This window comes from Streptomyces sp. NPDC059850 (assembly GCF_042731515.1).
In the GTDB taxonomy this organism is placed as follows: Bacteria; Actinomycetota; Actinomycetes; order Streptomycetales; family Streptomycetaceae; genus Streptomyces.
Genome location: NZ_JBHWJI010000001.1, coordinates 267,934 through 280,438 on the forward strand (window position 1 = coordinate 267,934; position 12,505 = coordinate 280,438).

At 70.5% G+C, this 12,505-nt stretch carries 14 protein-coding genes; 12 read left to right on the plus strand and 2 right to left on the minus strand.

What is annotated here, in order from left to right; translation table 11 throughout:
• Positions 1 to 88 precede the first annotated feature (88 nt).
• The 3 genes from ACFV9T_RS01325 to ACFV9T_RS01335 all read left to right on the plus strand — a co-directional run bounded on the left by ACFV9T_RS01325 (position 89) and on the right by ACFV9T_RS01335 (position 3,337).
• On the plus strand, positions 89 to 1,546 hold the full coding sequence (locus tag ACFV9T_RS01325; protein ID WP_385436019.1) for an MFS transporter: 1,458 nt from the start codon (positions 89 to 91) through the stop codon (positions 1,544 to 1,546).
• Between the two features lie 175 nt (positions 1,547 to 1,721).
• A complete protein-coding gene (locus ACFV9T_RS01330; protein ID WP_385436020.1) occupies positions 1,722 to 2,741 on the plus strand; it encodes an aldo/keto reductase in 1,020 nt (339 codons plus the stop codon).
• A gap of 8 nt (positions 2,742 to 2,749) precedes the next feature.
• Positions 2,750 to 3,337, plus strand: a complete 588-nt coding sequence (locus ACFV9T_RS01335; protein ID WP_385436021.1) for a TetR family transcriptional regulator — start codon at positions 2,750 to 2,752, stop codon at positions 3,335 to 3,337.
• Between the two features lie 20 nt (positions 3,338 to 3,357).
• On the opposite strand, the gene ACFV9T_RS01340 is transcribed toward ACFV9T_RS01335, so the two are convergent.
• Both ACFV9T_RS01340 and ACFV9T_RS01345 read right to left on the minus strand, forming a co-directional pair.
• The gene (locus ACFV9T_RS01340; RefSeq protein ID WP_385436022.1) at positions 3,358 to 3,660 is read right to left on the minus strand and encodes a hypothetical protein; all 303 of its coding nucleotides are present in this window, start codon (positions 3,658 to 3,660) and stop codon (positions 3,358 to 3,360) included.
• 136 nt (positions 3,661 to 3,796) lie between these two features.
• Positions 3,797 to 5,179, minus strand: a complete 1,383-nt coding sequence (locus ACFV9T_RS01345) for a glycine--tRNA ligase (RefSeq protein WP_385436023.1) — start codon at positions 5,177 to 5,179, stop codon at positions 3,797 to 3,799.
• Between ACFV9T_RS01345 and ACFV9T_RS01350 the strand changes: the two genes are divergently transcribed.
• The 9 genes from ACFV9T_RS01350 to ACFV9T_RS01390 all read left to right on the plus strand — a co-directional run bounded on the left by ACFV9T_RS01350 (position 5,166) and on the right by ACFV9T_RS01390 (position 12,475).
• Positions 5,166 to 5,321 (plus strand): hypothetical protein, encoded by a 156-nt coding sequence (locus ACFV9T_RS01350; RefSeq protein ID WP_385436024.1) that lies wholly within the window; start codon positions 5,166 to 5,168, stop codon positions 5,319 to 5,321. The genes ACFV9T_RS01345 and ACFV9T_RS01350 overlap by 14 nt on opposite strands.
• A gap of 11 nt (positions 5,322 to 5,332) precedes the next feature.
• Positions 5,333 to 6,319: a metal ABC transporter substrate-binding protein gene (locus ACFV9T_RS01355; RefSeq protein ID WP_385436025.1), complete on the plus strand. Its 987-nt coding sequence runs from the start codon at positions 5,333 to 5,335 to the stop codon at positions 6,317 to 6,319.
• A 20-nt stretch (positions 6,320 to 6,339) separates the two neighbouring features.
• Positions 6,340 to 7,239 (plus strand): metal ABC transporter ATP-binding protein, encoded by a 900-nt coding sequence (locus tag ACFV9T_RS01360; protein ID WP_385436026.1) that lies wholly within the window; start codon positions 6,340 to 6,342, stop codon positions 7,237 to 7,239.
• Between the two features lies 1 nt (position 7,240).
• On the plus strand, positions 7,241 to 8,125 hold the full coding sequence (locus tag ACFV9T_RS01365) for a metal ABC transporter permease (RefSeq protein ID WP_385436027.1): 885 nt from the start codon (positions 7,241 to 7,243) through the stop codon (positions 8,123 to 8,125).
• Positions 8,126 to 8,225: 100 nt separating this feature from the next.
• Positions 8,226 to 8,654 (plus strand): Fur family transcriptional regulator, encoded by a 429-nt coding sequence (locus ACFV9T_RS01370; RefSeq protein ID WP_385436028.1) that lies wholly within the window; start codon positions 8,226 to 8,228, stop codon positions 8,652 to 8,654.
• A gap of 175 nt (positions 8,655 to 8,829) precedes the next feature.
• Positions 8,830 to 9,141 (plus strand): hypothetical protein, encoded by a 312-nt coding sequence (locus tag ACFV9T_RS01375; RefSeq protein ID WP_385436029.1) that lies wholly within the window; start codon positions 8,830 to 8,832, stop codon positions 9,139 to 9,141.
• Complete coding sequence (locus ACFV9T_RS01380; protein WP_385436030.1) at positions 9,141 to 10,586, plus strand: hypothetical protein; 1,446 nt, start codon at positions 9,141 to 9,143, stop codon at positions 10,584 to 10,586. The genes ACFV9T_RS01375 and ACFV9T_RS01380 overlap by 1 nt, the downstream gene beginning before the upstream one ends.
• Positions 10,587 to 10,605: 19 nt before the next feature.
• Positions 10,606 to 11,436, plus strand: a complete 831-nt coding sequence (locus ACFV9T_RS01385; protein ID WP_385436031.1) for a hypothetical protein — start codon at positions 10,606 to 10,608, stop codon at positions 11,434 to 11,436.
• Position 11,437: 1 nt separating this feature from the next.
• Positions 11,438 to 12,475: a hypothetical protein gene (locus ACFV9T_RS01390; protein ID WP_385436032.1), complete on the plus strand. Its 1,038-nt coding sequence runs from the start codon at positions 11,438 to 11,440 to the stop codon at positions 12,473 to 12,475.
• The last annotated feature ends 30 nt before the right edge of the window (positions 12,476 to 12,505 follow it).

Below are 12,505 nucleotides of genomic sequence, written 5' to 3' on the forward strand. Positions count from 1 at the left end.
CCATGGGCTCAGGCGGTTGCCAGGTAGTTCTTGTACCAGGATAAAGAGACTCTGGTACCCGTCTGAGTGTGGCGGGATCGTCTGAAGCGTGACCGATACCGAAATCCCCACCAGAACCCTCGCCCCGGCGGCCCGGGGCGCCGTCGCGGCGACGCCCGGCGAGCCCGGCCAGCTGAGCGGCCCGGGGCTGTTCACCCTGCTGCTCGGGGCGGCCCTACCCCTGATCGACTTCTTCATCGTCAACGTGGCCCTGCCCACCATGGACCGCGATCTGGCCGCGGGCCCGGCCGTCCTGGAGCTGATCGTCGCTGGGTACGGCGTGGCCTACGCGGTGCTGCTGGTCCTCGGCGGACGACTGGGCGACACCTTCGGACGGCGCCGCCTCTTCCTCGCCGGAATGGCGGCCTTCGGGCTCACCTCGCTGGCCTGCGGGCTCGCCCCGGACGCCTGGACCCTGGTCGCGGCGCGCGTCGCGCAGGGCGCGGCGGCGGCGCTGATGCTGCCGCAGGTGCTCGCCACCATTCACGCCACCACCACCGGCTCGCGCCGCGCCCGCGCGCTCAGCATGTACGGCGCGACGGCCGGTCTCGCCATGGTGGCGGGGCAGATCCTGGGCGGGCTGCTGGTGGCCGCGGACATCGCGGGCACCGGGTGGCGCGCGGTCTTCCTGGTCAACGTCCCGGTCGCGCTGATCGGCCTGGTGCTGGCGGTGCGTACGGTGCCCGAGACCCGCTCGGACCGGCCCGCGCCGGTGGACGTGCCGGGCACGGTGCTGCTGGGCGTCTCGCTGATCACGCTGATGGTGCCGCTGACCGAGGGCCGGGCGGCGGGCTGGCCGCTGTGGACCTGGCTGCTGCTGGGCGCTTTCCCCTTCGTGGCGACCGCGTTCTACGTGATCGAGCGCCGCGCCGACCGGGCCGGGACCACTCCCCTGCTGCCGCCGAGCCTGTTCGCGCTGCGCGCGCTGCGGCGCGGCCTGCCGATCCTGGTGCCGTTCTCGATCGGCTTCGGCGGCTTCATGTTCGTCATCGCGGTCGCGCTGCAGCAGGGTCTGCGGTACGGGCCGGTCGCGGCCGGTATGGCGCTGGCGCCGATGGCTATCACGTTCTTCGTGGCCTCGCTCATGGGGCCGCGCCTGGTCGGCCGGTACGGCAGCCGCGTGGTGACCACCGGCGGACTGCTCCAGGCGGCGGGCCTCGGGCTGCTGATGCTGGCCGTGGCGCGCGACTGGCCGGACCTGTCCCTGGCCGGACTGCTGCCGGGGGTCGCGCTGGCCGGTCTCGGGCAGGGGCTGCAGCTGCCGGTGCTGATCCGGATCGTGCTGTCCGAGGTGCCGACCGAGCGGGCCGGGGTGGGCAGCGGCGTACTGGTCACGACCCAGCAGTCCTCGCTGGCGCTGGGCGTGGCCACGCTCGGCACGCTGTTCCTCGCGCTGGCGCCGTCGATGGGCATGGGCGACGCGCTGGTGATCACGCTCGCGGCGCAGCTCGCGGCGGTCGCGCTGACGGTGGCGCTGAGCCTGCGGCTGCCGCGCGCGGTGGCGTGAGCGGGGGCCGGGAGCGGGGGCTGTGGGGATGACAGGTATGCAGTAACAGGTATGCGGTGACAGCTATGCGATGACAGATATTGAAATCTGTCATCGCATCTGCCACGCTCGTCAACCCATACCCGTTACCCGACGTCCCTCCGACGTCCCCCGAGTCCCCGCGAGGAGCACTCCCATGCAGCTGCGCCAACTCGGCACCACCGGTCCCCAGGTTTCCGCACTCGGTCTCGGATGCATGGGCATGTCCGCCCTGTACGGCCCCGCCGACCGCGCCGAGTCCCTCGCCACCATCCACGCCGCGCTCGACGCCGGGATCACCCTGCTGGACACCGGCGACTTCTACGCCATGGGCCACAACGAACTGCTCATCAACGAGGCCCTGCGCACCGCCCCCGCAGCCCACCGCGAAAACGCCCTGCTCAGCGTGAAGTTCGGCGCACTGCGCGGCCCCGACGGCACCTGGTCCGGCTATGACGGCCGCCCGGCCGCCATCAAGAACTTCGCCGCCTACTCCCTCCAGCGCCTCGGCGCCGACCACATCGACGTCTACCGCATCGCCCGCGTCGACCCCGACGTCCCGATCGAGGAGACCGTGGGCGCCATCGCCGAGCTGGTCGAGGCCGGGTACGTACGGCACATCGGACTCTCGGAGGCGGGCGCGGAGACCATTCGCCGGGCCGCCGCCACCGCCCCGATCTGCGATCTGCAGATCGAGTACTCCCTGATCTCGCGCGGCATCGAGGACGAGATCCTGCCGGTCTGCCGTGAGCTGGGCGTCGGCATCACCGCGTACGGCGTGCTCTCCCGCGGGCTGATCAGCGGCCACTGGAGCCGGGACCGCAAGCTCGCCGACACCGACTTCCGCAGCTTCAGCCCGCGCTTCGGCGGCGAGAACATCGACCGCAACCTCACCCTGGTCGAGGCCCTGCGCAAGGTCGCCGACGACAAGGGCATCAGCGTCGCGCAGACCGCCATCGCCTGGGTGCTCGCCCAGGGCCCCAGGCACGCCACGGCCATCGTCCCGCTGATCGGCTCCCGCACACGTGCGCAGCTGAACGAAGCCCTCGGCTCCCTGGACGCTACGCTCGACGCCGACGACCTGGCCGCGATCGAGGAGGCCGTTCCGGCCGACGCCGCCGCGGGCGACCGCTATGCGCAGGCCCAGATGGCCCACCTCGACAGCGAGAACAAGTAAGGGACCCGATGCCGCCGCCCGAGACGCCCCTGACCCCCGACCGCGTCCTCGAAGCCACCGAGGACGTCCTGCGCCGCTACGGCCCGGCCAAGGCCACGGTCGTGGACGTCGCCCGCGCGCTTGGGGTCAGCCACGGCAGTGTCTACCGCCACTTCCGCACCAAGGCGGCCCTGCGCGAGGCGGTCACCGAACGCTGGCTCGACCAGGCCCAGGACGAACTGTCCGCCATCGCCCGCGCCAAGGGCCCGGCCGCCGACCGCCTGCGCGAGTGGCTGGCCACCCTCTTCGCCGCCAAACGCCGCAAGGCGGGCGACGACCCGGAGCTGTTCGCCACCTACCTCTCCCTGGCCGCCGAGAACAGCACCACCGTCGCCCGCCACATCGAGACGATGGTCGGCCACCTCACCAAAATCGTCGAAACCGGCCTCGCGAACGGCGAGTTCACCACCCCCGACGCCCGCAGAACAGCCCAGTCCCTCTGGTCCGCGACAGCCCACTTCCACGACCCGGTCTACGCACAGGAATGGTCGGACCCAGGCGCCGAACTGGCCTTCGCGGACCTCTTCGAACTCCTCCTGAACGGCCTGCGGGCGTAGGGAGCGCGAGGCCCCCCGCGTCAGGCCTGGGAGGCTGCCCACCACAGGATGGCCGCGGCCACCGCGAAGCAGGCGAGCATGATCAGGAGGGCTTGGCGGCGGGCTGCCGCGTCGGCTGTCATGCGGGGGGAGCCCAGGGCGCCGTGGGCCTGGGCGAGGTGGTCGAGGCCCTTGTGGCGGGCGCCGCCGTAGGTGATCTGTTCCTGCCAGTCACAGTGCAGGCAGCCGAGGAGCCGCCGCTGCCCCCGGCCGTAGCCATAGCTGACCTCGAAGACGGTGCCGTCCTCGCTGGTGGCGGTGATGTGGTGCGTCACGCTGCGCATGGTTGGTGAACCCCCGTTCCTGCCGAACCCCTGCCGAACCGAACCTGCCAAGCCGACGACGGGCTCCGGCGCCGCGGCATTCTATCCGCGGCGCCGGAGCCCGTCCTCGTGCTGTGCGTCCTGCCGTACTCGCTGGTCAGCAGCCGATCAGTCGACCGCCCAGGTACGACTGGATCTGGTCGAGGGAGACCCGCTCCTGCTTCATCGTGTCGCGTTCGCGCACGGTCACCGCGTTGTCGTCGAGGGTGTCGAAGTCGACGGTGACGCAGAAGGGCGTGCCGATCTCGTCCTGACGGCGGTAGCGGCGGCCGATGGCGCCCGCGTCGTCGAACTCGATGTTCCAGTGCTTGCGCAGGTCGGCCGCGAGACCCTTGGCCTTCGGGGAGAGCTGCGGGTTGCGGGACAGCGGCAGCACCGCGACCTTGACCGGGGAGAGCCGCGGGTCGAGCCGCATCACGGTGCGCTTCTCCAGCTTGCCCTTGGCGTTGGGCGCCTCGTCCTCGATGTACGCGTCGAGCATGAAGGCCAGCATGGCGCGGCCGACGCCCGCCGCCGGCTCGATGACGTACGGGGTCCAGCGCTCGCCGGCCTCCTGGTCGAAGTACGACAGGTCCTGGCCGGACGCCGCGGAGTGCGCCTTGAGGTCGTAGTCCGTGCGGTTGGCCACGCCCTCCAGCTCACCCCACTCGGAGCCGCCGAAGCTGAAGCGGTACTCGATGTCGGCGGTGCGCTTCGAGTAGTGGGAGAGCTTCTCCTTCGGGTGCTCGTACCAGCGGATGTTGTTCTCCTGGATGCCGAGCTCCCGGTACCAGTTGTAGCGCTGCTCCATCCAGTACTCGTGCCACTGCTCGTCCTCGCCCGGCTTGACGAAGAACTCCATCTCCATCTGCTCGAACTCACGGGTGCGGAAGATGAAGTTGCCCGGCGTGATCTCGTTCCGGAACGACTTGCCGAGCTGCGCGATGCCGAACGGCGGCTTGCGGCGCGAGGTCTGCTGCACGGCGAGGAAGTTGGTGAAGATGCCCTGGGCGGTCTCGGGGCGCAGGTACGCGACCGAGCCGGAGTCCTGGGTCGGGCCGAGGTGGGTGGAGAGCAGGCCGGAGAACTGCTTGGGCTCGGTGAAGCTGCCCTTGTTGCCGCAGTGCGGGCAGTTGAGGTCGGCCATGCCGTTCTCGGGCAGCTTGCCGTGCTTGGCCTCGTAGGCCTCTTCCAGGTGGTCCGCGCGGAACCGCTTGTGGCAGGAGGTGCACTCGGTCAGCGGGTCGGTGAAGGTGGCGACGTGGCCGGACGCCTCCCAGACCTCGCGGGCGAGGATCACGGACGAGTCGAGTCCCACGACGTCGTCACGCGAGGTGACCATGGAACGCCACCACTGGCGCTTGATGTTCTCCTTCAGCTCCACGCCGAGCGGTCCGTAGTCCCAGGCGGCACGCTGGCCGCCGTAGATCTCGCTGCACGGATAGACAAAGCCACGGCGCTTGCTCAGGCTGACGATGGTGTCGATCTTGTCGGCGGCCACGGTGCTCTCTTCATTGATGACGACATTGGAGGACGCGAAGCGAATGCTTCAGGTTACCGGCGGCGGCACCCCCCGGATCAAATCGATGCCGGAAGTGATCAAGAACAAGACCCTTGTTGACAACCGTTTCCATTTTTGTTGAAAATGAGAGTCATGAACATACGCCGCCTCCACCCCGCAACAGCCCTCCTGGGGGCCGCCGCGATGGGCTTGACCACCCTCACAGCCTGCTCCACCGACGCCGGGGACGGAAGGACGGACGGCAAGCTCGATGTGGTGGCGTCGTTCTACCCGATGCAGTTCCTCGCCCAGCGCATCGGGGGGAGCCATGTCCATGTCTCCTCCCTGACCAAACCGGGCGTCGAACCGCACGACCTGGAGATCAGCCCCCGGCAGACGGCCCAGCTCAGCGAGGCCGGGCTGGTGGTCTACCTCAAGGGGCTCCAGCCGTCCGTCGACCAGGCCATCGGCCAGGCCGACCCGAAGCACGTCGCCGACGCCGCCTCGTACGCCTCCCTGGAGGACCACGGGACGGAGGTGGAGGGGGAGGACGCCCACGAGCACGCGGAGGGCGGCGAGCACGGCCACGAGGCGCACAAGGCCCACGAGGGCGACGCCGCCGCCGACCCGCACATCTGGCTGGACCCGGTGCGCTACGCCCAGGTCGCCGAGGGCGTCGGCAAGGCCCTGCAGAAGGCGGACCCGGACCACGCCGCCGCGTACAAGAAGAACACCGCCGCCCTGGTGAAGCAGCTCGGCGCCCTCAATGACGACTTCAAGACCGGATTGAAGGGCCGCGGCACGGATACCTTCATCACCACCCACGCGGCGTTCGGCTACCTCTCCGAGCGCTACGGGCTCCGCCAGGAGGCCATCTCCGGCGTCGACCCGGAATCCGAGCCGAGCCCGGCGCGGATGCGGGGGCTGCACACGATCGCCAAGAAGGGCAAGGTCAACACCGTCTTCTTCGAGACGCTGGTGAGCGACAAGACGGCGAAGGCGCTGGCGGGCGATCTCCAGCTGAAGACGGACGTACTCGACCCCATCGAGGGGATCTCGGACAAGTCCAAGGGCCGCGACTACTTCGAGGTCATGCGGTCGAACTTGACGGCCCTGCGCACGGCGCTCGGCGCGAAGTGACGCGTGAGGCGACGCGCGGAATGACCCACGAGACGACGCGCGAGACGACGGAGGAATCCATGGCCAAGGAACCCGACGGCAGCGCACGGTCCGGTGAACGCTCCGGCGAACGGGCGGAGCCGGTCATATCCGCCCCGGAGTCAGACATATCCGCCCCCGACCCCGTCATATCCCTGAGCGGCGCCACCGCCTCGCTCGGCGGCCGCCCCATCCTGCGCGGCATCGACCTGGCCGTGGGCCGCGGCGAGGTCGTCGCGCTGCTCGGCGCGAACGGCTCCGGCAAGTCGACCGCCGTCCGCGCCGTCGTCGGCCAGGTGCCGCTGACCGGCGGCGAGCTGGCGCTGTTCGGCACCCCGGGGCGCCGTTTCCGCGACTGGGCCCGCGTCGGCTACGTACCGCAGCGGACGACCGCGGCCAGCGGCGTCCCCGCGACCGTCCGCGAGGTCGTCTCGGCCGGGCGGCTGGCCCGCCGCCGGTTCGGGCCGCCGCGCAAGGCCGACCGGGCGGCCGTCCACCGCGCCCTGGAGCTGGTCGGCATGGCCGACCGCGCCCGCGACCCGGTCGGCGCGCTCTCCGGCGGCCAGCACCAGCGGGTGCTGATCGCCCGCGCGCTGGCCGGTGAACCCGAGCTGCTGATCATGGACGAGCCGATGGCCGGGGTCGACCTGGCCAGCCAGGAGATCCTCGCCGGGACGCTGCGCGAGCAGGTCGCCGCGGGGACCACCGTCCTGCTCGTCCTCCATGAGCTGGGCCCGCTGGAGCCACTGATCGACCGCGCGGTGGTGCTCCGCGACGGCTGCGTCGTCCACGACGGCCCGCCGCCCAAGGCAGTCGGTCAGCATGCGCTGCCCGGCCATGATCACGTCCATCCCCACGCGGCGCCCGACGCCGAACCGATCCGGACAGGGTTGCTGACCTGACATGCTGGAAGTCCTCGACTACGCCTTTATGCAGCGGGCCCTGCTCGCCGCCGTCCTCGTCGGCATCACCGCCCCCGCCGTCGGCATCTACCTCGTCCAGCGCCGCCAGGCGATCATGGGCGACGGCATCGGCCACGTCGCGCTCACCGGTGTCGCCCTCGGCTTCCTGACCGGCACCAACCCGGTCTGGACCGCCGTCCTGGTCTCCGCCCTCGGCGCCGTCCTGATGGAGCTGATCCGCTGGTACGGCAAGACCCGCGGCGACCTCGCGCTCGCGATGCTCTTCTACGGGGGCATGGCGGGCGGCGTCCTGCTGATCAACCTCTCGCCGACCGGCTCCAACGCCAACCTCACCACGTATCTCTTCGGCTCGATCACCACCGTGTCGCAGCAGGACGTCGTCGTGATCAGCCTGCTCGCCGCCTTCGTCGTGCTGATCACCCTCGGGCTGCGGCGCCAGCTGTTCGCGGTCTGCCAGGACGAGGAGTTCGCCCGGGTGACCGGGCTGCCGGTCCGTACGCTCAACCTGCTGCTGGCCATCACCGCGGCCGTCACCGTCACGGTCGCGATGCGCGTCGTCGGCCTGCTGCTGGTCAGCGCCCTCATGGTGGTCCCGGTCGCCGCCGCCCAGCAGGCCACCCGCGGCTTCGCGATGACGCTCGCGCTGGCGGTCGGCATCGGCGTCGTGGTCACCCTGTCCGGAACGGTCTTCTCCTTCTACCGGAACGTGCCGCCCGGCGCGAGCATCGTCGTCCTCGCCATCGGCGTCTTCGCCGTCGTCACCGCGCTCGCCGCGCCCCTGGCCAAACGGCGCGCCAAACAGCGCGCCGGACGGGCCGCTTCGGCCGAGGGGCGGTGCACCCTCAAGGACGACGTACTCGTGTGATGCTTAGCTAGTCCGTAGCGCATCCGTTAGCTGGCACAATGGCGAAGCAGAGAGAGCGGCAGGCAGAGCGCTACGGGCAAGCGAGGTTGAGGAGGCAACTGTGGCGACCGCGGGTCCCCCAGTACGCGGCCGGTCCACCAGGCAGCGCGCCGCGGTGGCGGCGGCGCTGGACGAGGTGGACGAGTTCCGCAGTGCGCAGGAGCTTCACGACATGCTCAAGCACCGGGGCGACTCGGTCGGCCTGACCACCGTCTACCGCACCCTCCAGTCCCTCGCCGACGCCGGTGAGGTCGACGTCCTCCGTACCACCGAGGGCGAGGCCGTCTACCGCCGCTGCAACAGCGAGGAGCACCACCACCACCTGGTCTGCCGCTCCTGCGGCAAGGCGGTCGAGGTCGAAGGCCCGGCGGTCGAGAAGTGGGCCGACGCGATCGCCGCCGAGCACGGCTTCGTGGACGTCGCCCATACGATCGAGATCTTCGGCACCTGCGGCGACTGCGCGTCCCCGGTGAAGGACGCACAGGCTTAGCCCCCCTCTTCGCGGGGCTCCCCCCTCGCAGGCCTCAGGGCCGTCACAGCTTTGTGCTGGAACCACCGTCGTATGCGCACGCACCCTGTCTTGGGGCGATTTGCTGGGTACGGTGTCAAGTACATGCACATTACGGCTGCTTGGGGGAAGCCTGATGTCCTCGTACCTGCCCGGAATGCCGGACTTATTCATCGATCCACCGTCTCCGAAGAAGACCGCGGGCGCCTTCCACACCACCAGCGCGACGGGGCGGAACAAGACCAAGCTGGACGACCCCGAGGCCGCCGGGAAGGCCCATTCGGGCTGGGCGGTCGCGCAGCCCAACCAGGAGTGCGTCACGGCGTGGCGCGACCGGCTGCACGAACTCGGCAAGTCGGCCAGGGAGGCGGCCGCCGCCATCACCGATGCCATGGACGACTACATGGACACCGACCTCTCCATCGAGGCGGAACTCCGCAAGGACGCCCGCTGGCTGGAGGGTGCCTGATGGTCTCCGTACCCGACCTCCGGTCCGCGAGCCCGCAAGCCTGGCGCGACGCCGCCACCGACGCCCTCAGCGCGGCCAAGCACTGCGACGAGATCGGCACCGTCGCCCGCGACGACGTGGCCCGCACCATCGAGAAGCAGTGGGTGTCCGACGCGGGGCTCGCCGCCCGCCGCACCTTCATCAAGCACGCCGATGACTACGAAGCGGCGAATCTGGCGCTGCGCGAGCTGTGCCGCGTCTACGACGACCTGGCCGACGAGATCGAGGCCGCCCAGCGCGATCTGAACAGCGCACTCGACTACGCGAGCGACCATGAGCTGACCGTCGACGACAGCGGTCGCGTCGCCCACTCCAAGCCGGTGGCCTCCGCGCCCGGTGACGACAGCCAGTCGGAGCCGGTCCGGCACGCCCAGGGCATCATCGAGGGCGCCCTGTCCCGCGCGACCAAGGCCGACACCACGGCGGCCGCCGCGCTGCGCACCATCAGCGGCCTCACGAAGATCTCCGATCCACAGCTGATCAAGGAGGCGCTGAAGAAGAACAGCCCGCTGGCGATCGCGCTACGCCTGACGGGGGCGTCCGACGGTACGCATCCGATCAACGTCTCTCCCTCGCAGCTCGCCGCCGTGGAGCGGGCGGCGAAGGAGACCGGTATGAGCAAGACGCTGCTGCTGTCGATCGTCTGGCAGGAGCAGCAGTGGTACCAGAACTACGACAAGGACGGCCGCGGCTTCCTGCCGAGCATCGGCAGGATGTTCAACTGGACGCTGCAGCAGACGATCAAGCCGGACAAGTCGCTGGGCATCACGCACATGAAGCTGGGGACGGCCCGTAAGGTCATAGGTCAGCACCGACAGGCGTTCACCACGAAGGACGGCACCTATCTGGGAGACCTCAGCGATGCCCAACTCACCAAGTACATCGAGGAGAATCCCAACGAGGACATCCGCCTGAGCGCCTACCATCTGCAGGAACTGCAGAAGAATCCCTACGGTTCCGACACGGACAAGCAGTTGTTCGTCCTCTACGCCGCCGACACCCCTGATGTCCGCGAGAAGAACGAGCAGTACGGGGACGACTCGGACCACCGAGGCGGGGACATCAAGGCGCGTGGGGAGAACTGGGACAGGCTCCAGCCCCATCTCGAGGACGCCAAGGCGTGGGAAGCCCTGAGCGACGAGGAGCGCCAGAAGGCCCTGGAGCAGTTGGAGGGCCAGACCCCCAAGGGGCATTCGTTCACCATCGACCCGGTCTACGGGGGCGATTCGCACGGTACCGGCACCGGTGAGCCGGAGCCCGGCACTCCGTCGCCGGAGCCCGGGCCGTCTCCCACTCCGCCGTCCGATTCCTCGGGTGACAAGGACGACGAGGACGACAAGGGCGGCGACAAGAAGCCGACCGAGCCCAGCCCCGGTCTGACACCGCGCCCCTCGGCGACGGGCTAGCCCCCGAAGAGATGAGTTCATGAAGCGAGTGATCAGCGTGTTCGCGGCGGGGATGGCCACGGCCCTCCTCGCCGCGTGCGGCAACACGACGGGCGGCGGCGCCGACTCGTCGCCCAGCCCGAGCGCCACGATGCCGGGCAATGTGCCCACCAAGCCCGACTACGCGGACGCCGACGCGGTCGTGAGAGCTCTCGAAGCGGGAGGTATCCCGTGTGAGATCACCCGCCGCTCGCAGGGCGGCAGCGCCGGGGGAAGCGGCCTCGGATGCGCCTCCGTCATCGACGGCACGAAGTTCGAGAACGACATCCAGGTGCTGAACCCGAAGATGTTCAGCCGGGACGAGATCGGCGACTCCATCGCCTCCCACCGGGCGCCACCCACCAGCCACACCCTGGTCGCCGCCGGTCACTGGTTCGTATGGGTCACCGAGCCCCGCTTCGCGAACCAGATCGCGGCCGCTCTCGGCGGCGTCGTACTGCCGCCCAAGAAGGCCAAGATCCCCAAGTACCCGCTGCCCGACATCCCCGCCGCTCCCCGCTACCGGACCGTCGGCGCCCTGGCCGACGACCTCGCCGGGGCGGTCGGCTGCGACGACCGGAAACAGCGGTCGGACACGGTGCTGACCTGCACCACCGGCAAGGACACCGGCTCGCCCAACTGTGCCACCCTCGCCCTGCACGCCTCGGCCGCCGACCGGAACGCGGTGCTCCGCGAGGCCATCGCCTACAAGGGCGTGCCCGCGACCCTGGTCACGGCCGGAAACTGGAGCGTCAACCTCTGCGACTACGACCTGGGGTCACGCGTCGCCGACGCCCTGGACGGCACGGTCGTGTCCTACGACGGAGGCTGACGTGCCGCTCCGGTGGTCCCATCCGCGCCTGAAGTGGCCCAAGCGCGTCGCGGCGAGCACCGCCCTGCTCCTCATCGTGCCCCTCCTCACCGCCGGGGTGTCGCTGCGGCTGCAGTACGCGGGCGACCCCGCCCCCGGAACGCGTACGCGCGAGCGGGACGCGGCGTGGCTGGGGCACGCCTGGGTCGACGGGCGCAACGGCGAGGCCCAGCTCGCCGAGCTGGTCCAGCGGGTACGCGGAACCGGCATCCGGGACCTGTACGTCCACGCGGGCCCTCTGGAGCACGACGGCGGCCTGCCCCCGGCGCGCTACCCGAAGGCCCGCTGGCTGGTGGAGGCGGTGCGGCGCGAGATGCCCGGCGTACGCGTCCAGGCGTGGCTCGGCGACGTCCTGTCCACCGAGGGGCAGACGGGGATGGACCTCGGCGAACGGACGACGCGCGAGCGGGTCGTACGCTCGGCGCGGCAGGTCCTGGACGCGGGGTTCGCGGGTGTCCACTTCGACCTGGAACCCCTGCACTCCGACGACCAGGACTACCTGTCGCTGCTGGACGACGTGCGCGCCGTCACCCGCGCCCGCCGCGCGCCGCTGTCGGTGGCCGCGCACCAGATCGATCCCCTTCCCTCCCTCCACTCCGTCGCGGGCTTCGTCACCGGTCACCCCAAGTGGTGGTCGCAGTCGTATTTCGGCGCGGTCGCCCGCCGGGTCGACCAGATCGCGGTGATGTCCTACGACACGGCGATGCCGCTGGCGAGCCTGTACGGGGGCTACGTCGCCCAGCAGACACGCCTGGCCCTCGAGGCGACCCCACGCGGCACCGACCTGCTGATGGGCCTGCCCGCCTTCCACACCGACGACATCGGCCACCACGAGTCGGCCGAGACGGTGGCGGCGGGCGTCCGGGGCCTCCGCCTCGGGCTGGGCCGCGAGGACGCGCGCCGTGAGCGGTTCGGCGTCGCGCTGTACGTGGACTTCGCGGCGACGCCGGGTGACTGGGCCGCGTACCGGCGGGGCTGGGGCGCGCCGGAATCCGGCTAGCGCTTCAGCTGGCGCTCCGGCTGGCGCTCC